26 protein-coding genes and 2 pseudogenes are annotated in these 24,880 nt (G+C 73.1%); 15 read left to right on the forward strand and 13 right to left on the reverse strand.

The features are described 5' to 3' along the window. Positions 1 to 21 precede the first annotated feature (21 nt). The 3 genes from ACIQ8B_RS27700 (at position 22) to ACIQ8B_RS27710 (ending at position 2,067) form a co-directional block, all read left to right on the forward strand. Positions 22 to 732, forward strand: coding sequence for a (2Fe-2S)-binding protein (locus tag ACIQ8B_RS27700; RefSeq protein WP_403550538.1), 711 nt, complete (start codon positions 22 to 24; stop codon positions 730 to 732). Between the two features lie 291 nt (positions 733 to 1,023). Next, positions 1,024 to 1,359 carry an ArsR/SmtB family transcription factor gene (locus tag ACIQ8B_RS27705; RefSeq protein ID WP_403550540.1) on the forward strand — a complete coding sequence of 112 codons (336 nt, stop codon included), beginning with the start codon at positions 1,024 to 1,026 and terminating at the stop codon, positions 1,357 to 1,359. Continuing rightward, positions 1,360 to 2,067 carry a cation transporter gene (locus ACIQ8B_RS27710; RefSeq protein ID WP_403550542.1) on the forward strand — a complete coding sequence of 236 codons (708 nt, stop codon included), beginning with the start codon at positions 1,360 to 1,362 and terminating at the stop codon, positions 2,065 to 2,067. It begins immediately after the preceding gene. Between the two features lie 5 nt (positions 2,068 to 2,072). Here ACIQ8B_RS27710 and ACIQ8B_RS27715 read toward each other — a convergent pair whose 3' ends face one another. Next, the gene (locus tag ACIQ8B_RS27715) at positions 2,073 to 2,558 is read right to left on the reverse strand and encodes a hypothetical protein (RefSeq protein WP_403550544.1); all 486 of its coding nucleotides are present in this window, start codon (positions 2,556 to 2,558) and stop codon (positions 2,073 to 2,075) included. Positions 2,559 to 2,647: 89 nt separating this feature from the next. Here ACIQ8B_RS27715 and ACIQ8B_RS27720 point away from each other — a divergent pair, with 89 nt between their 5' ends. After that, positions 2,648 to 2,770 (forward strand): hypothetical protein, encoded by a 123-nt coding sequence (locus tag ACIQ8B_RS27720; protein ID WP_290005044.1) that lies wholly within the window; start codon positions 2,648 to 2,650, stop codon positions 2,768 to 2,770. 109 nt (positions 2,771 to 2,879) lie between these two features. On the opposite strand, the gene ACIQ8B_RS27725 is transcribed toward ACIQ8B_RS27720, so the two are convergent. Then, positions 2,880 to 4,832, reverse strand: a complete 1,953-nt coding sequence (locus ACIQ8B_RS27725; protein WP_403550546.1) for an ATP-binding cassette domain-containing protein — start codon at positions 4,830 to 4,832, stop codon at positions 2,880 to 2,882. 253 nt (positions 4,833 to 5,085) lie between these two features. On the opposite strand from ACIQ8B_RS27725, the pseudogene ACIQ8B_RS27730 reads away from it, so the two are divergent. Continuing rightward, positions 5,086 to 5,484, forward strand: a pseudogene (locus ACIQ8B_RS27730) (LamG-like jellyroll fold domain-containing protein); the annotation flags it as partial. Positions 5,485 to 5,872: 388 nt separating this feature from the next. Next, positions 5,873 to 6,118, forward strand: a complete 246-nt coding sequence (locus ACIQ8B_RS27735; RefSeq protein WP_403550548.1) for a hypothetical protein — start codon at positions 5,873 to 5,875, stop codon at positions 6,116 to 6,118. Between the two features lie 42 nt (positions 6,119 to 6,160). Here the strand turns inward: ACIQ8B_RS27735 and ACIQ8B_RS27740 are convergent. Next, positions 6,161 to 8,058 (reverse strand): annotated as a pseudogene (locus ACIQ8B_RS27740) (SMI1/KNR4 family protein). A 119-nt stretch (positions 8,059 to 8,177) separates the two neighbouring features. Here ACIQ8B_RS27740 and ACIQ8B_RS27745 point away from each other — a divergent pair. From ACIQ8B_RS27745 to ACIQ8B_RS27760, 4 genes are all read left to right on the forward strand, one after another. After that, positions 8,178 to 8,423, forward strand: coding sequence for a DUF5133 domain-containing protein (locus tag ACIQ8B_RS27745; RefSeq protein WP_106415485.1), 246 nt, complete (start codon positions 8,178 to 8,180; stop codon positions 8,421 to 8,423). Positions 8,424 to 8,519: 96 nt separating this feature from the next. Continuing rightward, a complete protein-coding gene (locus tag ACIQ8B_RS27750) occupies positions 8,520 to 9,122 on the forward strand; it encodes a GPP34 family phosphoprotein (protein WP_391664210.1) in 603 nt (200 codons plus the stop codon). A 541-nt stretch (positions 9,123 to 9,663) separates the two neighbouring features. Then, positions 9,664 to 10,725, forward strand: a complete 1,062-nt coding sequence (locus ACIQ8B_RS27755) for a nitrous oxide reductase family maturation protein NosD (RefSeq protein ID WP_403550551.1) — start codon at positions 9,664 to 9,666, stop codon at positions 10,723 to 10,725. A gap of 51 nt (positions 10,726 to 10,776) precedes the next feature. Further along, entirely contained in the window at positions 10,777 to 11,805 is a 1,029-nt protein-coding gene (locus tag ACIQ8B_RS27760; protein ID WP_290005032.1) for a methyltransferase, read from the forward strand. An 85-nt stretch (positions 11,806 to 11,890) separates the two neighbouring features. Here the strand turns inward: ACIQ8B_RS27760 and ACIQ8B_RS27765 are convergent, their stop codons facing one another. The 7 genes from ACIQ8B_RS27765 to ACIQ8B_RS27795 all read right to left on the reverse strand — a co-directional run bounded on the left by ACIQ8B_RS27765 (position 11,891) and on the right by ACIQ8B_RS27795 (position 17,206). Next, positions 11,891 to 12,226, reverse strand: coding sequence for a TcmI family type II polyketide cyclase (locus tag ACIQ8B_RS27765; protein WP_106415489.1), 336 nt, complete (start codon positions 12,224 to 12,226; stop codon positions 11,891 to 11,893). Between the two features lie 34 nt (positions 12,227 to 12,260). After that, a complete protein-coding gene (locus ACIQ8B_RS27770) occupies positions 12,261 to 12,749 on the reverse strand; it encodes an SRPBCC family protein (protein ID WP_403550553.1) in 489 nt (162 codons plus the stop codon). Between the two features lie 2 nt (positions 12,750 to 12,751). After that, a complete protein-coding gene (locus ACIQ8B_RS27775) occupies positions 12,752 to 13,012 on the reverse strand; it encodes an acyl carrier protein (protein ID WP_106415491.1) in 261 nt (86 codons plus the stop codon). A gap of 26 nt (positions 13,013 to 13,038) precedes the next feature. Further along, positions 13,039 to 14,283 (reverse strand): ketosynthase chain-length factor, encoded by a 1,245-nt coding sequence (locus ACIQ8B_RS27780; RefSeq protein WP_403550555.1) that lies wholly within the window; start codon positions 14,281 to 14,283, stop codon positions 13,039 to 13,041. Then, positions 14,280 to 15,548 carry a beta-ketoacyl-[acyl-carrier-protein] synthase family protein gene (locus tag ACIQ8B_RS27785; RefSeq protein WP_403550557.1) on the reverse strand — a complete coding sequence of 423 codons (1,269 nt, stop codon included), beginning with the start codon at positions 15,546 to 15,548 and terminating at the stop codon, positions 14,280 to 14,282. The genes ACIQ8B_RS27780 and ACIQ8B_RS27785 overlap by 4 nt, the downstream gene beginning before the upstream one ends. Further along, positions 15,545 to 16,012 carry a cupin domain-containing protein gene (locus ACIQ8B_RS27790; protein ID WP_106415494.1) on the reverse strand — a complete coding sequence of 156 codons (468 nt, stop codon included), beginning with the start codon at positions 16,010 to 16,012 and terminating at the stop codon, positions 15,545 to 15,547. The genes ACIQ8B_RS27785 and ACIQ8B_RS27790 overlap by 4 nt, the downstream gene beginning before the upstream one ends. Positions 16,013 to 16,081: 69 nt before the next feature. After that, positions 16,082 to 17,206: a SchA/CurD-like domain-containing protein gene (locus ACIQ8B_RS27795; protein ID WP_403550559.1), complete on the reverse strand. Its 1,125-nt coding sequence runs from the start codon at positions 17,204 to 17,206 to the stop codon at positions 16,082 to 16,084. Positions 17,207 to 17,441: 235 nt separating this feature from the next. Here ACIQ8B_RS27795 and ACIQ8B_RS27800 point away from each other — a divergent pair, with 235 nt between their 5' ends. Continuing rightward, positions 17,442 to 19,088, forward strand: a complete 1,647-nt coding sequence (locus ACIQ8B_RS27800) for an FAD-dependent oxidoreductase (RefSeq protein ID WP_403550561.1) — start codon at positions 17,442 to 17,444, stop codon at positions 19,086 to 19,088. 290 nt (positions 19,089 to 19,378) lie between these two features. Here the strand turns inward: ACIQ8B_RS27800 and ACIQ8B_RS27805 are convergent, their stop codons facing one another. Then, positions 19,379 to 20,824 (reverse strand): glyceraldehyde-3-phosphate dehydrogenase, encoded by a 1,446-nt coding sequence (locus ACIQ8B_RS27805; protein ID WP_290005013.1) that lies wholly within the window; start codon positions 20,822 to 20,824, stop codon positions 19,379 to 19,381. A 223-nt stretch (positions 20,825 to 21,047) separates the two neighbouring features. Between ACIQ8B_RS27805 and ACIQ8B_RS27810 the strand changes: the two genes are divergently transcribed. Beyond that, positions 21,048 to 21,452 (forward strand): SseB family protein, encoded by a 405-nt coding sequence (locus ACIQ8B_RS27810; protein WP_290005010.1) that lies wholly within the window; start codon positions 21,048 to 21,050, stop codon positions 21,450 to 21,452. A 261-nt stretch (positions 21,453 to 21,713) separates the two neighbouring features. On the opposite strand, the gene ACIQ8B_RS27815 is transcribed toward ACIQ8B_RS27810, so the two are convergent. Beyond that, positions 21,714 to 22,103 carry a MarR family winged helix-turn-helix transcriptional regulator gene (locus ACIQ8B_RS27815; protein WP_290005009.1) on the reverse strand — a complete coding sequence of 130 codons (390 nt, stop codon included), beginning with the start codon at positions 22,101 to 22,103 and terminating at the stop codon, positions 21,714 to 21,716. Between the two features lie 381 nt (positions 22,104 to 22,484). On the opposite strand from ACIQ8B_RS27815, the gene ACIQ8B_RS27820 reads away from it, so the two are divergent. The 3 genes from ACIQ8B_RS27820 to crcB all read left to right on the forward strand — a co-directional run bounded on the left by ACIQ8B_RS27820 (position 22,485) and on the right by crcB (position 23,649). After that, entirely contained in the window at positions 22,485 to 22,742 is a 258-nt protein-coding gene (locus ACIQ8B_RS27820) for a helix-turn-helix domain-containing protein (protein WP_403550564.1), read from the forward strand. 77 nt (positions 22,743 to 22,819) lie between these two features. Then, a complete protein-coding gene (locus ACIQ8B_RS27825; protein ID WP_403550566.1) occupies positions 22,820 to 23,278 on the forward strand; it encodes a fluoride efflux transporter FluC in 459 nt (152 codons plus the stop codon). After that, positions 23,275 to 23,649 carry a fluoride efflux transporter CrcB gene (crcB, locus tag ACIQ8B_RS27830; protein WP_106415503.1) on the forward strand — a complete coding sequence of 125 codons (375 nt, stop codon included), beginning with the start codon at positions 23,275 to 23,277 and terminating at the stop codon, positions 23,647 to 23,649. Before ACIQ8B_RS27825 ends, crcB begins: the two co-directional genes overlap by 4 nt. A gap of 27 nt (positions 23,650 to 23,676) precedes the next feature. Here the strand turns inward: crcB and ACIQ8B_RS27835 are convergent, their stop codons facing one another. Further along, entirely contained in the window at positions 23,677 to 24,642 is a 966-nt protein-coding gene (locus ACIQ8B_RS27835; protein ID WP_403550568.1) for a fatty acid desaturase family protein, read from the reverse strand. Positions 24,643 to 24,880: the final 238 nt, after the last annotated feature.

Below are 24,880 nucleotides of genomic sequence, written 5' to 3' on the forward strand. Positions count from 1 at the left end.
GCCGGAGGGAGGACAGGAAGCGTGCACGAAGCCCGTGCCTCAACCGCGTCCGTCACCGCCGCACTGCACGACGTGGCCGGCCTCGGCGGCTTCTTCGCCCCGCAGGTCGGCGGACGGGACGACGGCTGGCATCCGATCGCCCGTTCCTACGCGGCGGGTTTCACCGACCTCGCCGAAGCCGTCGCACGCCGCCACCGCACTCCGGAACCGCGCGTCGCCGTCTCCATCGCCCAGCTCGGTCACGCCGCCCGCCTCTGGTCACCGGCCCTGGCCTGCGTCGTCCTGCACGGGATCGTCCCCGACCTGGAGGGACTGCAGCGGGCCGGCGACGGACCGGCCCTCCGGGTGCCCCGCCCGGCCGGCTGGTACGCCGACCGGCTCGACGACGGCGGTGCCCGCGCCCTGTACCAGCAGGTGACACGACACCTGTCGGCACTGGCCGACGGACTGCGCGTCAAGGTCGCCCCGCGTCTGCTGGACGGCAACTCGGCGTCGGCGCTCGCCGGGGCGGCCCACGCCCTGCTCGCGCTCCGCCCCGCCGTACGCGGGCCGCTCACCGGCCTCACGACCGCGCTGCTCAACACCGGACGCCTGGCGGGCACCGGAGTGCTCACCGGCCCCGACCTCGCGTTCCGCCGCCGAAGCTGCTGCCTCTACTACCGCGCGCCGAACGGCTCGAAGTGCGGTGACTGCGGGCTGGCCGGTGAGGTACGCCGCCGAGCCCCGCGATGAGGTGCATCCGTTCCGGGCTGTGCCGCTCACCGGCCCAGCACCTCAGCCGCAGCCGGCCTGTCCGCCGCCTCCGTCCGCTCGGCATCCGGCCTCGCACGGCCCGCGGCACTGCACTCGTCGAGCCGGCTTCCGAGCTGCCCGCGGTCATGGTCAGCCGGCTGCCCGGCGTCCACCAGAACACCGCCGACCCCTGGAAGCGCATCGGCGGGCAGGACAACGCCTGCGCAGAGGAGGTCACCGGCCTCATAATCCAGGATTCTCTGAATTCAGGATTCGATGTACTCTCAGGGGGTGCCGACACTCGCTGCTGACATCGAGGTGCTGGCGCGGTTCGGCCGCGCCCTCGCCGACCCCATCCGCTGCCGCATCCTGCTCGCCCTCCGCCAGACTCCCGCCTACCCGGCCGACCTGGCCGACGCCCTGGGCATCTCCCGCACCCGGCTGTCGAACCACCTGGCCTGCCTGCGCGACTGCGGCCTGGTCGTCACCGTCCCCGACGGCCGACGCTCACGCTACGAACTCGCCGACGAACGCCTCGGCCACGCGCTCGACGACCTGCGGACAGCTGTCGTCGCGGTCGAGGCGGACAAGACTTGCCCGGATGCGGACGAGAAGGACTGCTGCTGAATGACCGCTCTGTCCCTCGGCCCCAGCCCGGTCCGCCGTGACACGCTCACCCGGCGCATACGCCTGCTCGTCGCCGCGACCATCGCCTACAACGTCATCGAAGCCGTGGTCGCGATCACCGCAGGCACCCTGGCCTCGTCGACCGCCCTGATCGGCTTCGGACTCGACTCCGTCATCGAGGTCTCCTCCGCCACAGCGGTCGCCTGGCAGTTCTCCGCCGGCGACCCCGCTGTCCGCGAAGCACGCGAGCAGCGCACTCTGCGGATCATCGCCGTGTCGTTCTTCGCGCTCGCGGCCTACGTCACCGTCGATGCCGCCCGCGCGCTGACCGGCACCGGCGAGGCCGGCCACTCGATTACCGGCATCGTCCTCGCCGCCCTTTCGCTGGCGATCATGCCCTTCCTGTCGGCAGCCCAACGCAAGGCCGGCCGCGAGCTCGGCTCCGCCTCCGCGGTCGCCGACTCCCAGCAGACCCTGCTGTGCACCTACCTCTCCGCCGTGCTCCTGGTCGGCCTGCTGGCCAACCTGCTGCTCGGCTGGTCCTGGGCCGACCCGATCGCCGCCCTCGTCATCGCCGCGATCGCCGTCAAGGAGGGCCGCGACGCCTGGCAGGGGAAGGGCTGCTGCGCGCCGGCCGCCCCCACCGCGCCGCCGGTGCCCGGAACGCTGATGGGCTGCGGCTGCGGCTCGGGATGCTCCTGCTGCTGAACCACTCACATCAGCGAACGCCCCGGCTCGACCTTCGAGCCGGGGCGAAGGCTCACCGTCGATCGCATGAGAGCCATGCGGATCTCCCAGCTCGCCGCCGGGGAACTGCCGGAGTCTCGAGCCGTGGACCGGACGGAGTCGGACCGGACGGCGTGCTCCAGGGCGGTGTCCTGGGGCTCCCGCCCACCGCCCAGCAGGGACCACATGCCCGGCTCCCGGATCCGGCCGGGGAAGTCGTCGCGAAGGTGGAGCAGGTACTCGCCGCGGTCGATGTCCAGCGGCACGGTCCCGTGTCCGGCCTCGGGCAGGAAGCGGAGGGCCCGCTCCGTGACGGCCGTGTCGATGTCCAGGGTGGTGACGTGACCGGCCGAACCGGCGAGTTCGGCCAGGAGGGCAGCGTCGTAGCCTCCGGAGCCGGTCTCCAGGACGCGGTGGCCGGGCTGGATCCGGGCGGCTTCCAGCGTGCCGGCCTGCAGCCAGGGTGCGGACAAGGAACTGGTGATGGTGCCGTCGCGCTGTGACGGGTGGCGACGATGTCACTGGCGTACGCAGCGGGGAAGGGGACCTCGGGGGCGAAGACGTGGCGGGGCACGGTGCGGAAGGCGCGCTCGACCGCGGCGGAGCGGATGTGGTGGCCGGCGCGGAGCTGCTCGACGAGTCGGTGGCGAAGCTCGCTCGGGTCGCCGGCTTCGGCGGCCGGTGAAGTAGGCACGGCACTCCTTCCGGGGAGGTGCGTCGGGCAGTCGGGACGTGGTGCGAAGGACGCGTCGGGAGCGGGCCGCCGTCTCGGCCTGGCGGAACGGCGGCCGGGCTCAGGCCGGGTGATCAGGGGTGTCGTCGCTCATCCGGCGCTGCAGCTCCCACAGGGTCCGGAACAGCCCTGCCTGCTGGGTGAGCTGGGCGTAGGTGCCCTCCTGCACGATCCGCCCCTCGTTCAACACCACGATCCGGTCGGCGACGGCCACGTTGGTGAGGCGGTGCGTGATCAGCAGGACGGCGCGGTCCTTGGCCAGTTCGCGCAGGCCGGCGAAGATCCGGTGCTCGGCGCGGGCGTCGAGGGCGGCCGTGGGTTCGTCCATCACCAGCAGCGACGCCTGCCGGTGGAACGCGCGGGTGAGGACAAGGCGTTGCCACTGCCCGCCGGAAAGCTGCTGCCCACCGAACCACTCGCTGGTCAGCAGGGTGTTCAGGCCGGAGCGCAGACCCGGCAGCATCTCCGCGGCGCCGGACGCCTCGCAGGCGGCGAGCAGAGCCGCGTCGCTGGTGTCGCCCTGCCCGAAGGTGATGTTGTCGCGCATCGTCAGCGGCAGGTAGGTGAACTTCTGCGGCACCAGCGCGACGTGCTCCCACGACCCCCACGGGTCCAGGTCCGCGGTGGAGGCGTGGTCCCAGGCCACGTCGCCCTCGGTGGGCAGCAGCAGTCCGCACAGCAGGCGCGAGAGGGTCGTCTTGCCGGAGCCGTTCTCCCCGACCAGCGCCACGATCTCCCCGCGCCGCACGTGCAGGGAAACGTTGCTCAGGCTGGCCTTGGGGGCGCCGTCGTAGCGGTAGGTGACGTCGCGGACCTCGAAGCGCTCCGGGGGCGCGGTCACGGGCGCGGTGCCGCGCGAGTCGGCCATGGCCTGGCCGTGGGCGTCGTCGAGGAAGTTCTGCCAGTCCTGCACGTACCAGCCGGTCCGCACCAGGCGGGCCCCGCCGTTGATGATGCCGCGCACCGAGCCGGTGGCGGTCTGGAGGGCGAAGACGGCGCCGCCGCCGGCCGCGAGGCTCATCCGCCCGGAGGCCAGGAGCCACAGCAGCGCCGCCCACACCGCGGCCGAGGCGACTCCGCCGGCCACGGCTCCGGCCAGCCCCATCCAGGCACCGGTGTTCGCGGCCTTGCGCTCGGCGGCGTTGACCGAGGCGGCCAGCCGCCGGTACCGCCCGATCAGGAACGGGCCGGCCAGGCAGGCGCGCATCTCCTCACTCGACTCCTGATAGGCCATGTGCCAGCGCAGCTTGCCCAGCATCCGGCGCCGCCCGGAGGTCTCCAGCCCGGCGAGGTAGATCACGCGTGCGGAGCGGACGTACGCGGCGGCCTGCGGCAGGCACGCGAGGAAGAGAAGGGGAAGGAGCAGGGGGTGCAGGACGGTCAGGACGGTGGCGCCGGCCGTGAGCGTGGCGGTCGCCGCGAGCACGTCCTGCGCTTCTTCGACGAGGTCGGGGGTGACCTGGGCGCCGCGGTCGGCGATGTCGTAGGCGTCGTTGTAGCCGGGCTTGTTGTTGGCGGCCAGTTCCGCGCCGAGCGTGGCCTCGATCATCGTCAGCTCCGCCGCCCGGCCGAGCACCGGGCGCAGACGGCCGGTCAGCCAGACGACGGCGATGCCCAGCAGCGCGCGCAGGCCGGTGGCGCCGGCGATCACGGCCAGCTGCGGGGCGGCGTCCCGCAGCCGCTCGGTGATGTCACCCGAGGAGATCAGCGCCGTGATCGTGCCCGTGACGGCCAGGAGTCCCAGGGCCGCGAGGACGCCGGTCCCGATCTGGCACACCAGCAGACCGATGGTCGCGCCGCGGTCCACGCGCCAGGCCATCCGCACCGAGCGTCGGACGAGTGCGGGCAGGCGGCGCGCCATGGTGCGGGAGGTCAGCAGGGAACCGGCCTGGAGCCTCGACTCGTCGCGGTAGAGGTATTTCTCTTCTCGAACACCGGCGTCCTGCGGTTCGTCGTCCGGCGCGGCCCCCTCGGGTGGTTGTGGCGGCTGGTCCTGCGTGATGGCCGAGGTCATCGTTCCCCCTGGGACGGTCGCTACGACTGAGTCGTGAGGTCCAACGACACGGCGGCGATATCGAACACACGTCATTCGGTCGTGCTGGGAAGCCCGCTGTTCCCTGCGTCAGCCCACCCCGCAGGCGCCCGGTCCCTGGTCCGGCCTGGAGCGGCTGCGGACAGGAAATGGCCGAAACGCCGACACCGTCAAACCGTGGGGATGTACGTCGGGGCACCACGCGGCGGCCCCTCCTGCCGACCTTCAAAGCGTGGTGATCGACACGGCGCGCGGCAGCTTCACCGTCGGCGCGTGGGTCCGGCTCGGTGTGATCCCTCCGCACTTCGTCACCGCGGTCCGCCAGGACGGCGGGGAAACCAGCGGCTTCTGCCTCCAGTACTCCTCCGACGGGGGCCGCTGGGCCTTCGCCCGTCCGGACCTGCGCGTCACGTCGACGTCCGCCCCGGCCGCCGCTGCGTGGACCCGTCTGACCGGTGTCTGCGACAGCGTCGCCGGGGAGCTGCGCCTCTTCGTGAACGGCGTCCAGGAGGGTGCGGTCCGCGACAGGATCCTGATCGTGTCCGAGGGGCCCTTCGTCATCGGCCGGGGCCGTTACGGCGGGAGGCCGGTCGATCACTTCCCGGGCGGCATCAAGGACGTCATGGTCTTCGACCGTGCCCTCACCGGGGGGCCTGCTCGGAGAACAGGGGGCGACAACAGCCGACGGGGCTCCCCCGCGGGCGGTCGGACCGTGGCCGATCCTCCGATCAGCCACTGGACAGGCCGTCTCGTGAAAGCGCAAAGTCAGCGTTCCCGGCGGATCTGTCCGTTGCCGGGCGGTTGGATCACTTCTGCCGGCTCAGGCCGGTGGCGACACCGGGTGACCATGCGTGGATTTCCGCCGGGGTGGCGGAACGCGCCGTGGCGCAGGCCGGCCGGCACGGGACCGGCACGCCAAGGACCCCGTTCCGGTGCCGCGCCGGCCCCATGCCGCGGTGGGCGTTTCACGCTGTCCGTCACCGGGAACCCGGCGGGCCGCCGACGCGACGAGAGGAACGGACATGACCGGGCAGCAGGACCAGGACACCGACCGCTACGGCCGGGCGCGCAGCGGCGAGGAGCCCGGCGCCCACTCCGGCGGCGAGCAGCAGGCGCAGGACCGGACGATCCCGGGCGAGGGGAGCGCCAAGGAGGGCTACCAGACCGGCCGCGGCACGACGGCGGGCAACCCCCTGGAGGGGGTCGAGGCCCCCGCGGACGCCGAGGCCGAGGAGAGCGGGGACACCGGGGACCGCCAGGGTTCGTGACCGCCGGCCGGTCACGAGGGGCGGGCCCCGCGACCGGCGTCCTCACGCCATGGACCACACCAGGTACGTCTCGCCGTCCCCCGGCGGCCGGATCCACGAGCGGGTGGTGACGGTGTGCAGACGGCCGTTCAGGAGAACGTGGCGGGGGAGACGGACGCCGAAGTGCTCGGCCACGGCTTCCAGCAGCGGCCGTTCCACCGCGGCGCCGGCCCCGGGCACGGCGAAGAAGCGGTCCGGGTCCAGTGCCCGGGGGATGTCACCGGTGCGCCGGATCTCGCCGTCCGTGCAGGTGAAGGCGTACTCCCGTGTGCCGTCGCGTGCCACCGAGAGGTGGAAGGACGACTCTCCCCGCCGGGCTCCGAGGTCGCTCCACACCACCACCGCGCGGGTGCCCGCAGCGGCGGACGCGGCGGGGGAGACGAAGCGCCGAGGGGCGAACGGGGCCGGGTCCCCGTCGAAGGCGAAGCTCCACCGGCGCCGGCCCGGCCGACCGCCATGACCGGCCTGTCGTCGTAGGACGAGGACTCCCTTGGGCCGCGCGGCAGGCGCCGCCGCGCCTCCCGGAGGGTCTCGGGGGTGTCGAGCGCCGCACCCTCCGCGTCCTCGTCGCCCAGACGCGCGGGCAGCTCCTCCGGCTCCACCCCTTCCACCAGGACGAAGCGGTAGGGCCCTCGTCCGCCTCCCGGTCCGGGATCCGCGAGCCAGGCCAGGCCGGGCGGGTCGAGGCCGGGCGTCGGGGCGGGCGCCTCTCCCGGGTGTCCGCCCCTGGGCGTGGACAGCAGTTCGCGGCCCCGTTCCACGGTGAACAGCGGTCCGAGGACCGGGCCGGCCACCCAGCCGAGGGGGACCAGGTGGTCCGGGCCCAGTGGCCGCCACAGGGGCAGGGCGTCCGTCAAGGTGCGCCATGCCTGGTCGGTGTCGCCCCAGCGGGCCAGCTCGCGTGCCCGGTCGACCGCCTCGCCGAAGGGGCCGGGGGCCGTGTACCGGTACGTGCCGGCGCGCACCTGCTCCAGGGTCGCGAAGGCCTGGGACACCAGGGCGTCGTCCGCGCCCCGCAGGGGGAAGGTCAGGGAGGCGTCGCCGCGGTAGGAGTGGGCGGCGTGCTCGGCCGCCAGGGGAGGCAGGAGTTCGGGAGCGTACCTCGGGTCGGTCACCACGTCGGGGAAGTACACCATGTGAGTCCGGCCGAGCAGGCGGCGTATCTGGTCGCCCAGACCCCTGGCCCGCGGTCTGCCGTACTCCCCGGCCTCGTCCAGCGTCTTCAGCGCCCTCTCCCGGTCGCCGCGCAGCGCGTCCCGGCGGGCCTTGTCCACCCGGGCGTCCAGCTCCCGGGTCGTGTCGTTGACGCACACGGGCTCCCGGCCGGTGCGGTGCGCCCGGAGGCTGTGGAACTCCCGGTACATCGCCTCCATGAAGGACCCGAAGTCCGTGTACCGCTTCGGTGCGTCGGCCCGCCGGCTCGCCCAGGTGTACACGGCCCACTCGCCGTCCTCGTCCACGTCCTCCGGGTCCAGCAGGACGTACGTGGCGTCGGACCGGACGTCGAGCTGGAGCCCGCGCCGCCAGATGCCCGCCTCCCGCCACTCCTCCGGGCCGGCGTCCTCGTCCAGGTCCTCCTCGTACATGTCCGCCGGCTCCGACGCGTTGTCGTGCCGGCGCGCGTCCGCCGTCCCCGCCAGCAGCCACACGAACCCGCCCGCGTGCCGCCAGCCGTCGGTGACCAGGAGGAAGGCCCGGTACGACGGAGGCATACGCCGGCCGAGGCGCTCCTCCATCGCCGTGACCCGCTCCTGCGACGCGGGCGGGAAACCCAGCCACCGCGCCCGCCGCGCCGCCTCGTCGTCCGGGTCCCGCGCCTCGTCGTGCGGCAGGGAGTCCGCCCCCTCACCGCTCCACCGCAGCAGGAAGGGCCGCCGGTCGAAGGCCGTGTGTCCCGTCATGCGCCGATGCTGTCACCCGCCACTGACGGACCGACAGGCATGGACCTCTCCGGGCGGGGCAATCGCAAGCCTGGCGCCCCGCTGTGGGACGGCCTTCGACGAGGGGAGAGGAAGCGACCATGATCATGCCGGCGGAGAAGGAGCTGCGTGCGGTGCTGGCCCGGTTCGCGCAGGCGCGGATCGAGCACGACGTGCTGCCCACCGGCCACACCAGCCGTGCGCTCGAGGACGCCACCTACACGCTGTGCGTGATGACCGGCTCCCGTACCGCCGAGCAGGCCCTGCGTGCCGCCGACGCCCTGCTCGAGCAGTACCGGGCGGGCCGCGCCGGCCTCCGCCAGGCGGACGAGACGCTCGCCGCGTGAGGAAGTCCCGGCAGCGGGGAGCAACGGGGGCGCGTCGGGCGGGTGCGGGTGTGCGACCGTTGAGTCAACGGCCTTCCGCCCACACCGGAGTTGCTCATGACCACAGCGCGTGACCTGGCCCTCGTCGCCGCCGACCCGCGAGACGGCGCGGTCGTGGAGCAGGGCGATCTGTCGCTCGCCCTCGCCGGGGCGGAACTGATCGACCTCCTCGACGCCGGAACCCTCGCCCTCGACGGCACCCGCCTGGTCCCCGACGGGCCCGCGCCGGCCGGCGACCCCCTGCTGTCCGAGGCCGCGCAGCGGCCCGCGGACGGGGGACCGGGCGAGACCGTGGAGGACTGGCTCTGGCGCCGTGGCCGCGACCTCGCGGCCCGCTACCGGTCCGTACTGGAGGCGGAAGGGCTGCTCGCGCCCGAGCGGCGGAGCCGCAACCCGCTGCGGCGGCAGCGCACCGCGCCAGCCGACCCGTCGGGGGTCCGGGCGGCGAGGGAGCGCTGGACGTCGGGCGACCCCGTGCTCGGCGCCCTCGCGGCCGCCGCCGGGCTGACCGAGCGGGGCGGCGACGAACCGGCCGGGCTCGCCGACGACCACACGGCGGTGCTGGCCGCTGTGCTCCAGGCGGTCACGGAACTGGCCGGCGAACGGCAGCGCCGCACCATCGAGGCCGCGGCCTTCGACAACATCTGGCGCGGCAACTGACCGGCGTCCGCCGCCCGCCCCGGCGGGCCCGGCCGTTCCGTGCCGCCGCCTCCGCCCCCGCGCACCGGCGGTGGGACGGACACACGCGTGCGTGTGCCGCGGGAGGGGGTGGCACCGGCGTCACCCCGCCCGTCCTCACCCGGCCTCCCTCTGCCACCACCCGGTTCGGTGCGCGGCCCGCCCCCGGCCGGGCATCCCCGTGACGCGGGCCGTCAGACCGCCGTGCCGTCACCGTCCCGGCAGGTCCCCAGGACGCGTGCGCAGCCCCACCTCGCTGATCGTCGGGGACGCCGGGACGCGTGCCACAGCCGGTCCACCGGCGCCTCTGACGGGCGGCCGGCGGTGCGACGCCGGGGCCGCGTTCCCGATGGTGCAGTGGGGCGCCCGGCCACCGGTCGAACGGGCGAGCGGTCAGGTGGGAGGTCGCGGAACCGGTGCCGCGGACGGACGGGACACGGCGCGGCGACGACCCCCGCGAGTCCGCGTCCGGCTGGGTGATCACCGGTGGCGGGCCACCGGGGCCGCTCATAGCTTCGGCCTCATGAACAAACGTCACATCGCGTGTGCCGCCTGCATCACCGCCGTCGTCGCGGCCGGGATCGGTGCCGCGCCCTCGACCCCTCAGGCGACCGTGCACCGCGTGCAGCCCGGGCAGTCCATCCAGAAGGCCGTGGACGCGGCCCGGTCCGGGGACACCGTGCTGATCGCCGCCGGCACCTACGAGCAGAGCGTCGACATCACCCGCTCCGGCATCACCCTGCGCGGCGACGCCGCCGGCCGCACCGTCCTGGAACCCCCCGCGAGCCCCGGGACGTCCGCCTGCGCCGAGGCGGGCAACGGCGTCTGCGTCACCGGCACCGACAAGAAGCCCCTCAAGGACGTCTCCGTACGGTCCCTGACGGTGCGCGGGTTCGCGAAGAACGGCGTGTGGGCCACCGGCACCGAGAACCTGAAGGTGCGGTCCGTGACCGCCGAGAAGAACGGCCAGTGGGGCATCGCCGCCGAACGCTCCACGCGCAGCGTGATCAGCCACAACGTCACCCGCGGGAACGGCGACGCCGGACTGTTCGTGGCGAACACCGTCGACACCGAGGAAGGCGCGCGCGACGCGAAGAAGACGGTGATCCGCCACAACGAGACGGCGGAGAACCGGGTCGGCGTCATCGTGCGGCGGCTGCGGAACCTCAGCGTCGACCACAACGAGGCCACCGGCAACTGCGCCGCCGTGTTCGTCGTCGGCGACGAGTCCAAGCCCCGCGCCGGACACCTCAGCGTCTCCTGGAACCACGTCCACGCCAACAACAAGTACTGCGCCGCGACGCCCCGGCTGCCCCACCTCCAGGGCTCGGGCATCATTCTCACCGGCGTCGAGGAGACCCGGGTGGCGTTCAACCGGGTCGAGAACAACAAGGGCGCCTCCCCGCTCTCCGGCGGCATCGTGCTCTTCAAGAGCCTCGTCGGCATGCCCAGCGAGCGCAACGACGTCCGCGACAACCTGGTGACCGGCAACAGCCCCGCCGACCTCGCCAACCGCGACACCGCCACCACCAACACCTTCAGCCGCAACACCTGCACACTCTCCGAGCCCGCCGGAATGTGCTGACCCGACCGCCTTCCCCCCACCCACGGCACCACAGCAGAAGCGAGGCAACGGATGACCACCGTTGATCCGGCTCCCCCACCGCCCATGCGGCTGAGGGAGCTCGTGTTCGGGGCGGCCTGCGCGGCCGCCGTACGCGCCGCCGTCCGTCTGGGCGTGCCCGACGCGCTGGACGACGACCCCATGACCGCCGACGACCTGGCGGCGGCGGTGAAGACCCAGCCGCACACCCTGCGGCGGCTGCTGCGCGCGCTGTCGTGCCAGGGCGTCTTCGCCGAGAACCCCGACGGCACCTTCGAGCACACCGACATGTCCCGGCTGCTGCGCGAGGACGACCCGCACAGCCTGCGCTACATCGCCCTGTGGTGCACCGAGCCCTGGACCTGGAACGTGTGGCCCCGGCTCGACGAGGCGGTGCGCACCGGCGGCAACGTCTTCGAGGACGTGTACGGCCGGGAGTTCTTCACCTACCTCAACGAGTCGGCGCCCGAGTCCGCCCACGTCTTCAACCGGGCCATGACCACCTCCAGCGAGCAGTCCGCGCGGGACGTGGCCAAGCTCCTGGATCTGGGCGACGCCGCCTCCGTGGCGGACATCGGCGGCGGCCAGGGCCACGTCCTGGCCAGCCTCCTGGAGAAGCACCCCCACCTGCACGGCACCCTGCTCGACCTGCCCGGAGTCGTCGAGAACGCCGACCCCCGGCTGTGGGACGGCGGGGCGCTCGCCGCCCGGGCCCGCGTCGTGGCCGGGGACTGCCGCGAGGAGGTGCCCGTCGAAGCGGACGTGTACATCATCAAGAACGTCCTGGAGTGGGACGACGACAGCACCCGCCGGGTGCTGGCCGCCATCCGCCGGTCGGCGCGCCCCGCCGCCCGGGTCGTGGTGATCGAGAACCTCGTCGACGACACCCCGTCCATGCGCTTCACCACCGCCATGGACCTGCTGCTGCTCCTGAACGTCGGGGGCGCCAAGCACACCCGGCGGAGCATGGTGGACCGGCTCACCGGGGCGGGCCTGGTCATCGGCGAGATCCGCCCGGTCAACGCCTACCTGCACGCCTTCGAATGCACCGTTCCCGGCTGATCCCGGGACCCCCGCACACCCCGAGGCCGCCGGTCCCGCGACTGACGCGGAACCGGCGGCCTCGGGCCTTCGTGTGTGCGGCGGCTCAGGAGCCGGCGCCGCGCTCCCAGCGGTAGAAGCACTGTGCCATGGCGTCCTTCGGGCCGCGCCACGTCGCCGGGTCGTACGGGCTGACGTACGCCTCCAGCTCCTGGCTGATGCGGCGGAACTCGGGGTGCGAGGCCACCTTCGCGATGGCGGGCGCCGGGTCCTGCTCCGACTCGATGAGGTGCAGGTACACGTCGTCCCCGAACCGGAAGAGGCTGCGCCGGCTGACGCCGACCAGGTGAGGCAGCTCACCCCGGTCCGACGCGGCGAACACGTCGGCGATGTCCGGCGCCGAGCCGGGCTTCATCCGGGCGACGATCAGGGCGTGGTGCATGGGATTCCTTCCGGGTCCCCGGCGGGACCGGTGCTCAGCGCGAGGACGCGACGGACGCGGTCTCGGTCTCGGTCTCGCGGGCGGCCTGCTCGATCTTGTCCCGGATGAGCGCCATCTGGGTGCGGGAGTTGCGGTTGATGTTGTCCGTCATCCAGGCGTCGTCCACCGGCGCGTCGGGCTTCATCGCGAAGTCCTGCGTCCAGCGCATCTCGATGCCGCCCGGCACCTCCTCGTACTCCCACAGGATGTCCATGTGGGCGAACGGGCCGGTCTCGACGCGGCGGGCGCGCACCCTCCGCTTCTCGCGGTCCGGGGTGCGCTCCGACACCCAGCTCCACACCTTGCCGTTCTCGTCCGGGTGCATGGTCAGCCGGAACGTCGTCGTGGCGCCCTCCCGGGAGAGGATGTCCACCGACGCGTACTCGCTGAACAGCCGCGGCCAGTTCTCCAGGTCGTTGGTCATCTCCCAGACGAGGTCGAAGGGAGCGTCGATGGTGATGCTGTTCTCGGTGTGTCCTGCCACTTTCAGGCTCCAGCCGTGAGGGTGCTGTTGACGAGGTCCAGGAACTCGCGGGGCGTCCTGCAGCGCTCGGAGTCGGGCGGCAGGGAGGCGCCGTACCGGTTCTCCAGCTCGCCGACGATGCCGAGCAGACCGAGCGAGTCGAGACCGAAGGAGTCGAAGGGGGACTCCGCGGCGTCCTCGAGTTCCTCGGGGGCGACGGTGATGCCGGCCGCCTGCTTCATCAGCGCGGCCAGTTCGTCGAAGGTCACTTCGGTGGTGATCATGGGTGACCGCTCCTTCCCCGCCCGGATCACCGGGCGGAATCGTCACCGCGGCGCACGACCAGCGCCGCGTTGGAGCCCATCAGTCCCCGGCTGAGGACGAGGGCGGTGCGCAGCTCGGCGGGGCGAGCGTGCGACGTCACCAGATCGAGGTCGTGGCAGATGTCGAACACGTTGGGCGTGGGCGGCACCTGACCGTGCTCCATGGCCAGCAGCGCCGCCACCGTGTCCAGCACCGGCGCGGCGCAGTGGGCGCGGCCGAATCCGGTCTTGGGCGCCGTCACCGGCACCCGGGCGCCGTGCGCGCCGAGGGCGTCGGCGATCGCCAGCGCCTCCGCGCGGTCCGCCTCGGGCACGCCCAGGGCGTCGGCGAACACGACGTCGATCTCCTCCGGTGCGACGCCCGCGTCGTCGAGGGCGCCGGTGATGGCGTGGGCGAGGCCCTCACGGGACTCCGCCCAGCGGGACGCCCCGGTGAACGTGGCCGCGTGACCGGCCACGACACCCCGCACGGGCACCCCGCGCTCACGGGCCCGCTCCTCGTCCTCGACGACGAGCAGGGCACCGCCCTCGGCGGGCACGAACCCGCACGCCTTCTCGGTGAACGGGCGGTAGGCGCGGCCGGGGTCGTCGAGGGTGCTGAGCTCGGGGTAGCCGAGCTGGCACACCATCGAGTACGGGGCCAGCGGCGCCTCCGCCGCCCCCACCACCATCACGTCGGTGCCGCGCCGCACCGCACGGGCCGCGTGCGCGAGGGAGTCCAGACCGCCCGCCTCGTCACTCGCCACCACCCCGCACGGCCCCTTCAGGCCGCCGCGGATGGAGATCTGCCCGGTGCTCGCCGCGTAGAACCACGCGATGGACTGGTACGGGCCGACGAACCTGGAGCCCTGGCCCCACAGCTTCTGCAGTTCGCGCTGGCCGAACTCGCCGCCGCCGGAGCCGGCCGCGGTGACCACGCCGACCGAGTACGGGTCGGAGGGCTCGCCGCCCAGGCCCGCGTCGTCGAGGGCGAGCGCCGCCGCGGCCATCGCGAAATGACTGAACCGGTCGGTCTGCACCAGGAAGCGGTCCTCGATGAGGGCCGCCGGGTCGAAGGACCGCACCTCGCCCGCCACCCGCAGCGGCAGGTGCTCGCAGCCCTCGCGGGTGATCAGGTCCAGTACGCCGAGGCCTTCGCGCACCGACTTCCAGTACGCGTCGGTCCGCAGTCCGTTGGGCGCGACCACACCGATGCCGGTGACGGCCGCACGCCCGGAACGCCGCTTGCTCATCGTTTCCTCCCGCCCGTCCCGGACAGCAGCACCGCGGACTGGAAACCGCCGAACCCGCTGCCGACGGAGAGCACGTGCTCCAGCTTCCGCGGGCGGGCGGTGCGCGGCACGTAGTCCAGGTCGCACTCCGGGTCGGGGGTCTCGTAGTTCGCCGTCGGCGGCACGGCCTGGTGCTGCAGCGCGAGCACGCAGGCGACCACCTCGATCGCGCCGATCGCGCCGAGCGAGTGCCCCACCATCGACTTGATGGAGCTCATGGGCGTCTCGTACGCGTGCGCGCCCAGCGACCGCTTCACCGCGGCCGTCTCGTGCCGGTCGTTCTGCCGGGTGCCGGAACCGTGCGCGTTGACGTAGTCGATCCGGGTGGGATCGATACGGGCCTGGTCGAGGGTGCTGTCGATGGCGCGGGCCATCTCCAGGCCCTCACTGGTCAGGCCGGTCATGTGGTAGGCGTTGCCGTAGGTGGCGTAGCCGCTGATCTCGCAGAGGATGTCCGCGCCGCGGGCCCGCGCGTGCTCGTACTCCTCCAGCACCAGCACCGCCGCGCCCTCGCCCATCACGAACCCGTCGCGGCGGGCGTCGAACGGCCGCGACGCGTGCTCGGCGTCGTCGTTGTTGGGCGACGTCGCCTTGATGGCGTCGAAGCAGGCCATCGTGATCGGGGAGATCGGCGAGTCCGACGCCCCCGCGATGCAGACGTCGGCCCGCCCCTCGGCGACGGTGTGGAAGGCGTAGCCGACCGCGTCGAGTCCGGAGGTGCAGCCGGTGGAGACCGTCTGCACCGGGCCCCGGGCGCCGAACTGCTCGGCCACCGTGGAGGCGAGGGTGCTCGGCGAGAACGCCCGGTGCAGCTTCGGCTCCGCCTTGGTGTGGTCCACGTCCCAGCGCCGGCCGCTCTCGCTGACCAGCACGTAGTCGTGTTCCAGCCGGGTGGTGCCGCCGACCGCGCTGCCCAGCGACACCGCGGTGCGCCACGGGTCCGTGGCCCCGGTGTCCAGCCCGGACTGCCGGACCGCCTCCCGGGCCGCGACCACGGCGAACTGGATGTAGCGGTCGGAGTGCTGGCACAGGTCCGCGTCCAGGCCGTGCTCGAACGGGTCGAAGTCGCACTCGGCGGCGATGCGCGAGCGCAGACCCGCCGGGTCGAACAGGGTGATGCCGCGGGTCGCGGTGCGGCCGGCCGCCAGCAGGTCCCAGAACGCCGTCGTTCCGATGCCGCCGGGAGCGACCACACCGATGCCGGTGACGGCCACTCGCCGGGTCACTTTATGGCCTCGCTCGGCTCGGCCGGACGGCCCGCCTCCGGCCCGCCCACCGTCAACTGCGGCCCGGACAGCGCGCCTTCGGTCTCCTCCGTGTCGACGTGCCCGAGGCTCGGGTGGGGTGCGAGGGGACCCAGGTGGAACACCATGCGGGCCTCCTCGTCGCCGACGTTGCGGAACCGGTGCCGCATGTCGATCGGGATCATCAGCCCCTGCTCGGCGCGGAGCGCGAACGGCTCGCCGTCCAGGTCCACCTCGAGCGAGCCGGTGACGACGTACACGAACTCCTCGGAGTAGGGGTGGTAGTGCTCGGCGATCCGCTCGCCGGGCTTGATGACGGCCAGCCCCATGAAGCCGCTCGTGGAGCCCACGGTGGCCGGGGTGAGCAGGGTCCTCAGGTCACCCCCGCGCCGGCGGTTGGGTTCCGTCTCGCTCAGGTCCACGATGCGTGGATGCTGCTTGGACATGGTTGTTACCTCCGGGTGTTCCGGTGACGTCCGGACGTCCGCGGCCGCGGACGTCACCGCGGTGGGTCGTCAGGAATCCGCGGAGATGCGGTCGGTGACGGGCAGCATGTCGGCGTGCGCCAGGAGCCGGTGCAGGGTGCGCTCCGAGTCCAGGGAGCCCTCGACGCCGATCGCGGCGCCGTCCAGGAGACGCTCCAGCTCGGCAGCCTTGCCCGGGCCCTTGACGCCGAGGGCGGCGGCGGGGTCGAGATCGAGCTCGCCGGTGAAGTCGATCATGCGGACCACGACGTCGTCGCGCTGGAAGACGGTGCTCGCGTACACCGGGCTGTCCGGGTCGCTCGCCGCGGCCTCGTCCTGGTGGGCGAGGAACCGGGCCAGCTCCAGGCCGCGGTCCGTCACGGCCGGGTAGTACAGCATGTGCCGTTGCAGGCCGGCGGGTTCCGGGCGGCCGGCCGTCACGTGCTGCATGGCCGGGAGCGCCGCCCGGGTGAAGAAGATCCGCGCGGAGTCGGAGTCGGTCAGGTCCCGGTCCTGCTCCAGATGGGGGTTGATGGCCTCCTCCACCGCCTGGACCTCGGGCTGGCTGGCCACGTGGCACAGGGTGGCCAGCAGGTCGCCCTCCACCTCCACGGCCCGCACGACGCGGTTGCCGTGCATGAAGAGGGAGGTGCGGTGCAGGCGCGTGATGCCGTTGATGCGCGTCTCGGGCGCGTCGTAATTGGCCAGGATGTCCACGACCTTGGACTCGGATCCCGGCTTCACGGTGAAGGTGAGGGCGTGGCGGGTGATCCCGGTGCCCACGCGAGCTGCCTTCTGCAGGCTCGCCTGTGCGGCCTCGGCGGTGAGCGGCTGTTCCGGGTGGGTCTCGCGGAGGACGCTGTAGCGCATCGACCGGGTGTCCCGGACACAGCTGTGCATCGGCCGGACGATCGCGATGTGCTCCTCGCTGTTCACCCACTTGAGGAACGGCAGGGCGCTCTCCCACTCGCTGGTGATGAGCCACTGCGAGGGGTTCTCGATCGACTGGCACAGTTGGTCACTGATGTGACCGGGGACGGACGCGACCTTGTTGCGCATGTGCTCGTACGCGTCGAGGAACTGCTCCTGGGCCCCCTCGTACAGGTCGAGCAACAGGATCACCCGCAGCCTCGAGCCGTCGAACGCCGACTGCGACACGCGTGCCGACATGGTCATCCGGCGCACCTCTCCTCTTCGTCGGAAGGTCGGGAACGACCACCGTGCCCGCTGGAGGGCCGGGATCGTCATGCGTTGATCGTTGACGCGACTTTCCGGTGCGCGCGAGCGACACGGGGCAGGTGGGTGAACCGCGTGCCATCCGGGTGCCGCCGGGACGCGAACCGTCCCGCACCGGGCATGAAAGGTGCGTCCCATCCCACAGCCCGTCGAGGGCGACGCTGGAGGCGTTTCAATGAATCGATCGGACACGACCGGCCGGGCGGACCACCGCACGCCGGTCCTCATCGTCGGTGGTTCCCTGGTGGGCCTGTCGATGTCCCTGTTCCTGGGACGCCTCGGCGTGCCGCACACGCTCGTCGAACGTCACGCGGACACGTCGATCCACCCGCGCGGGCGGGGGAACAACGTACGGACCATGGAGCTGTTCCGGGCGGCCGGGGTCGAGCAGGGCATCCGCCGGGCCGCGTCGGTCCTGGCGGAGAACCACGGCATCTGGCAGACCCCGAGCCTGGCGGGTGACGAGGGCGAGTGGCTGCTCCAGGAGATCGACCCCGGGGGCGGGCTCGCCCGCTTCAGCCCCAGCGGGTGGTGCCTGTGCAGCCAGAACGACCTGGAACCGGTGCTCCTCGAGGGAGCCCGGGAGCTCGGCGGGGACCTGCGCTTCGGGACGGAGATGCTCTCCTTCGACCAGGACGCCGAGGGTGTGACGGTGCTGGTCAAGAGCCGGGAGACCGGCGAGCACACCAGGATCCGGGCGGACTACCTCGTCGCCGCCGACGGCCCGCGCAGCCCCGTCCGCGAGGCGCTGGGCATCGGGCGGAACGGCCCGGGCGACCTGTTCCACAACGTGAGTCTCACCTTCACCTCCCGTGACCTCGCCGGCGTCGTCGGGGACCGGCGGTTCATCGTCTGCTACCTGACCAACCCGGAGGCCGACGGGGCGCTGCTGCCGGTGGACAACCGCGAGCACTGGGTGTTCCACGCCCCCTGGCACCCCGAACACGGTGAGACCCTCGAGGATTTCACCGACGAGCGGTGCGCCGCGCACATCCGGCGGGCGGTGGGCGTGCCCGACCTGGACGTGGCCATCACCGGCCGGGCCGCCTGGCACGCCGCGGAGCGGGTCGCCGAACGGTACGCGGACGGGCGGGTGTTCCTGGCCGGCGACTCGGCGCACGAGATGTCGCCCACCGGGGCGTTCGGCTCCAACACCGGCATCCAGGACGCGCACAACCTCGCCTGGAAGCTGGCCGCCGTACTGGGCGGGTGGGCCGGGCCCGGACTGCTCGCCACCTACGACCGTGAGCGCCGGCCCGTCGCCGAGGCGACCAGCGCCCGCGCCTCGTCCCGCTCGGCGGAGCACAGCCACCCCGGCTACACGCCCGACGGCGACGCCGCGGCGCTCGTCAAGCGCAAGGGCGGCATCCTCAACGTGGCCCTCGGCTACCGCTACCCGAGCGGCGCGGTGCTGGGCGCCGACCCGGCGGCCCCGGTGGTGCCCGAGACCCTCGCGCTGACCGGCGAGCCCGGCAGCCGCGCACCGCACCTGTGGCTGGACCGCTCCGGCGCCCGCGTCTCCACGCTCGACCTCTACGAGCGCTCGCTCGTGCTGCTCGCGTCCCCGCACAGCCCGTGGCTCGCCGCCGCGGCCGAGGTGGCGGCCGCGCTCCCGGTGCCGCTGGACGCGTACGGCGTCGGTGAGGGCGCCGACCTGGTGCCCGAGCCGGGCGCCGACTGGGCCGGGGCCCACGGTGTCACGCCGGACGGCGCGGTGCTGGTGCGGCCCGACGGCTTCGTCGCCTGGCGCCACGAGGGGCGGGCCGCGGACCCGGCCCGCACCCTGCGGGACGCGATCACCGCCCTGCTGTCCCGCACCTGACCGGCCGCGGACGCCGGGGCGGTGCGGGTCACCCGCCGCGGACACCGCCCCGGCGGCCGCGCTCCGACGTGGCCGGGTGCCGCCCGAAACGCCGGAGCGCCCTCCGACGTCCGCACGAGTGTGGTCCAGGATGCGGAACACCCGCGCGTCCACGCCGTCGGGGCCGCGCTCCGGCCTCGGGGGAGCGCGGCGGGGTGATCGTCGCGGATCTGGCCCTCACCGCCGGGCGGCCGGGCGGACCGGGGCGGGGCCGGACGACTCGCCGGCCCCGCCCCGCCGTCGCGCGTGACTCAGGCCGCGGGGGCCGGGTACGTCGGGTACTCCACGCCGGACACGTACTGGACGACGCGGACGACCTGGCAGGAGTAGCCGAACTCGTTGTCGTACCAGAGGTAGAGGATCGCGTTGTCGCCGTCGACCTTCAGGGCGCCGGCGTCGACGATCGAGGCGTGCCGCGAGCCGACGAAGTCGCTGGAGACCGCGTCCGGCGCGCTGATGAAGTCGATCTGGCGCTTCAGCGGGGAGGTCAGCGACACGTTGCGCAGGTAGTCGAGGACCTCCTCGCGGTCGGCCGCGCGGCCCAGCTGGAGGTTGAGGATGGCGATCGACACGTCCGGCACCGGCACGCGGATGGAGCTGCCGGTGATGGGGGCCTTCAGGTCGGGCAGCGCCTTGGCGACGGCCGACGCGGCACCGGTCTCGGTGATCACCATGTTGAGCGGCGCGGACCGGCCGCGGCGCTCGGACTTGTGGTAGTTGTCCAGCAGGTTCTGGTCGTTGGTGAACGAGTGGACGGTCTCCACGTGGCCGCGGAGCACTCCGTACTCGTCCGCCATCGCCTTCAACGGCGGCACGATCGCGTTGGTGGTGCAGGACGCGCAGGACAGGATCCGCTCGTCCGGCTTGAGGGTGTCGTGGTTGACGCCGTGCACGATGTTCGGCACGTCGCCCTTGCCGGGCGCGGTCAGCACCACCTTGTCGACACCGGGCCGCAGGTGCTGCGACAGGCCCTCCCGGTCGCGCCACTTGCCGGTGTTGTCGATCAGGATGGCGTTCCTGACGCCGTACGCGGTGTAGTCGAGCTCGGCCGGGTCGTTCGCGTAGATCACCTTGATCGCGTTGCCGTTGGCGACGATCGTGCTGTTCGCCTCGTCGACGGTGATCGTGCCCTGGAACTGGCCGTGCACGGAGTCGCGGCGCAGCAGCGAGGCGCGCTTGACGATGTCCTGCTCGCCGCCCCGGCGGACGACGATCGCGCGCAGCCGCAGGCCGTTGCCGGAGCCGGCCTTCTCGATCAGCAGGCGGGCGAGGAGCCGGCCGATGCGGCCGAAGCCGTAGAGGACGACGTCGCGCGGCTCACGGCGGTCGATCTTGTTCGCGCCGGTCGCGCCGGCGACGGCCTCGGCGGTGAACTCGGCGACGGACTTGCCCTGGTCGTCCGCGCGGTAGGCCTCCGCCAGCAGGCCGATGTCGATCTGGGACGGTCCGAGGTCCAGCGCGGTGAGCGCCTGGAGGAACGGCAGGGTCTCGGTGACGGAGAGCTCCTCGCCGGCGATCTGCCGGGCGAAGCGGTGCGTCTTGAGGATGCTGACCACCGACTTGTTCACCAGGGAGCGGCTGTGCAGCAGGACGGTGACGTCCCGCTCCCGGTGCAGCCTCCCGATGATCGGGATCATCGACTCCGCGATCTCCTCGCGGTGCTTCCAGTTGGTGAACGAGTCTTCGTTGACAGTCACAGCATCATCTTTCGAGCTAGAGGGTGCTCATATGATAGCCATGCCGCTCGGAGGGGTCGGAGGGGGGCTGTCCCGGAGGAACGGCGGAGCCGTGCGGGGCCGCCCGGGACGGTCGTCGACCGCAGGGTTGCGCGACATGCGAACGGGTACGCGTCCCTCACTGTGCCCGGAGCCGAAGTGTGTCCCGGGCGGGCCGACAACCGCCGCTACCAGGGAATTCGTCATGGAAACACCCGCGCACGAGAACAACGCCCCCACGCCCGCGCAGCGGGCCCTGGACGCACTGTCGGAGAACACCGAGGACACGGCCGCGCTGGACGCCCTGGCCAACAGCGACGTGCTGATCCCGGTCCCCGACGACACGGGCGACGAGGAGGCCGCCGACCCCGGCGCCGTCGCGCTGCCCGTGCTGGAGCAGCCGGGCGGCACGCAGGTGGTGCCCGTGTTCACCTCCGAACTGGAGATGGCCGGGCTGCTCCCGTTCGTGTCCCGCTACCGTCTGGTCCCGCTCGGCGCGCTCGCCGCGCAGTGGCCGGCCGACGACCTGTCCCTCACCATCGACGGCAGCTCCGACCACCGCCTCACCCTCACCTCCGAGGGCGTCCGCACCCTGCTGGCCCGCCCGTAGCGGGCGCGGTACGGCAGCCCCGGCCTGCTCGGGCCGGCCGGGGCCGGACCCCGCGCGGACCGCGGGTGAGACCGGGGCCCCGTCGTCCGGTGAGCGCGCAGGGGCGCCCCAGGTCCACACCGCCCGCGGGCCCCCGCGGCGGAGACCCGCCGGTGACCCGGCGCGGTCGGCCGGGGCCCGCACCCGTCGTAGCCTCTCGTCGGTGTCCGCGGCGGCAGCCTGCCCCCTCGAGCACCCTCGAGGTCGATGCGTCCGCCGGGTTCAGTCCCCGAGCGCGCGGGCCAGGGCGGCGCGCTGCACCGGGAGCGTCTCGGCGTGCAGCTCGCGGCCGCGCGCGGTCAGCTGTACATAGACACCGCGCCGGTCCGTCGGGCAGGTGCTCCGCTCGACCAGGCCGTGCCGTTCGAGGCGGGCGATCAGCCGTGACAGGGCGCTCTGGCTCAGATGCACCCGGCCGACCAGGTTCTGCACCCGGCACTGCTCACCGCGCGGGGAAGCGGTGGACGCGAGGAGGTCGAGCACCTCGAAGTCGGAGGCGCCGAGACCGTAGGGATGCAGCGCGCGGTCTATCTCACCCAGGGTGCGCGCGTGCACGGCGAGGATGTCACGCCACCGTTCCTCGAGCCGTACCTCGTCGGTCGTCCCTGCCATACAGGAACGGTAACATTTGTTCGAATTTCAATGAACGGGCGGCGGTGTCAGGCCGACGCCCGCTTCGCCGGCTCCGCGGACAGGATCACCCGGGCTGCCGGACGGTGGTCGGGGCGGGGGTCACTGTGCCGGCCGCAGGGCCGGCGTCGAAGCCGCCGGCCGCGGCGTCAACGCGGTCGACGGCGGCGTGCTCCGGGGCGAGGGGCGTCCGCGCGGTGACCGGGGGTACGGCGCCCGGCCGCCGCTTTGACGTTCAACCCCTGTGCGCGGTACGGGTGTTGGGTCGAGACAAGGTACGCGCAGCGCGGGACACGCGGGCCCCGGGCGGGGCACAGTGGGAGGGCGCCGGAGACGAGGAAGCCCGGCGGGGAGGTGGACGACATGCTGAGGACTCCCGCCGACGGGACACGACTGCGCATCCTCGCGTGGCTGGGAGAACCCGGCACCGCCGGACGCGGCCTCACCGCGGACGACGTCGCCGCTCGCCTGGGCGTGTCCCGCCCCGCGGCCCTCACCCACCTCCGGCTGCTCGCCTCCCTCGGCCTGCTCCGCCCCGCCGGCGACGACGGCGGCCCCCGCTACCGCCGTGACGAGATCCGCCTCGCCGAGGTGACGCGGCTGTTCGAGAAGGGCTGGTAGGCGGGCCGGGCCCGGCGGGGGACGGAGGACGTCCGGCCGTTACGCTGACCTCGCGAGCGAGTGGGAGACGTACGACGGTGACAGCCCCGGACCCCGAGAGAGCCCGGCCCCGCTCCGTGCTCCGCGCCCAGGCGCCCGTCGTCGCGACGGTCGCGGTGGGCGGGGGAGCGGGAGCGACGGCCCGGTACGCGGCCACCCTGTGGTGGCCCACCCCCGCGGGCGGATTCCCCTGGACGATCCTGTGGGTGAACGCTGTCGGCTGCGCCCTGATGGGCGTCCTCATGGTGGCCGCCACCGAGTGGCGCACCGCCCACCCCCTGGTCCGTCCGTTCCTCGGCACCGGCGTCCTCGGCGGCTTCACCACCTTCTCCGCCTACGCGGTGGACATCCGCGGGCTGTTCGAGGACGGCCGCCCCACGGCCGCCTTGCTCCACCTCGCCGTCACCCCGCTGACGGCCCTCGCCGCCGTGTGGGCGGCCACCGCGGCCACCCGCCGCGCCCTGCTGGAGCGGCCGGCGGGCGGAGGCGCCCGGTGAACTGGCTGTACGTGCTGCTCGGCGGGATGGCCGGGGCGTCCCTGCGCTGTCTCACCGACCGGGCGGTGCAGTCCCGGCACGGCTCGGCGTTCCCGTGGGGGACGTTCACCGTCAACGTCGCCGGCAGCCTGATCCTCGGCCTGCTCGCCGGGGCGGCGGCCGCGGGAGCCGCGGGCCCCGGCGCGCAGCTGCTGCTCGGGACCGGCCTGTGCGGCGCCCTCACGACCTATTCGACCTTCTCCCACGAGACGCTCCGTCTGCTGGAGAACGGCGCCCGCGGTCACGCGGTGGCCAACGTCGCGGTGAGTACGGCGGCCGGCCTGGGCGCCGCCTTCGCGGGGGCGACGCTGGCCGGGGCGATGTGGACGTAGGACCCGAAGGCGCGGGTGCCGTGGCGGTCAGCGACCGGCCGTGCGCAGGGGCTCGCCCACCTGTCGCAGATGGCGCAGCGCCGTGCGGTGCGAGTCCAGCAGGCCCGACCGGCAGTACGGGATGCCCAGCTCGGCGCAGTACCGCTCGGTGATGACCTGAGCCCTCGCGAGCGCCGGTGTCGGCATGCTGGGGAAGAGGTGGTGCTCGATCTGGTAGTTGAGGCCGCCCATGAACACGTCGGTCAGCGCACCGCCGTCGACGTTGCGGGAGGTCAGCACCTGGCGGCGCAGGAAGTCCGGCTCGGTCCCCTCCTCGATCATCGGCATGCCCTTGTGGTTCGGCGCGAACACGGAACCGAGGTAGAGGCCGAACAGCCCCTGGTGGACGGCGACGAACGCGAGCGCCTTGCCGGGGGAGAGAACCGTGAACAGACCGCCGAAATACACGGCGAAATGCGCGACCAGCAGCGTGCCCTCCAGCACGGGCCGTTTCATCGACGGACTCCGCAGTGCCTTGAAACTGCTGAAACTCAGATTCAGGCCCTCGAGGGTCAGCAGCGGGAAGAAGAGGACCGCCTGGTGTTTCCCGATGAACCGGGCCGGACCCTTGGCCTGCCGAGCCTGACGGCGTGACCACACGATGATGTCGGGCGCGACGTCCGGGTCCTTGTTCTCGTGATTGGGATGCGCGTGGTGGCGCGTGTGCTTGTTCATCCACCAGCCGTAGCTCATGCCGAGCAGCACGTCGGCCGCCACCAGGCCGCCGATCTCGCTGGGGCGCCGGCGGGAGAACACCTGGCGGTGCGCCAGGTCGTGCGCGGCCAGCCCGAGCTGCCCGAACACCACCGCCAGCACGGCGGCGACGCACAGCTGCCCCCAGCTGTCGCCCAGGACCAGGAACGCGGCGACACTTCCGGCGAGCGCCAGACCGACGGCGGTGAAACGCACCGTGTAATACAGCGGACGGCGGCGGAGCAGTCCCGCCTCCGCCATGCGCCGGGACAGCTCGGAGAAATCACTCCCTCTCCCGGGGCTTTTCTCCCGCTCCCTTTTCCGTCCGTTCCCCTGGTGTTCCGTCCGCTGTTCTCCCTCACCCGGGGAATGGTTGCCGGTCAGTACCGTCGAATGGGCCATGCGTTGGAGTATGGGTGTGGTCCACGGTACGAAGAAGGGCGCTGGCACCCGCATGCGGAAGGACGGTCGCCCCCTGGGAAAGAGGGGTGTCACCCCC

It is taken from the genome of Streptomyces sp. NPDC096105, from assembly GCF_044763335.1.
Taxonomy (GTDB): Bacteria; Actinomycetota; Actinomycetes; order Streptomycetales; family Streptomycetaceae; genus Streptomyces.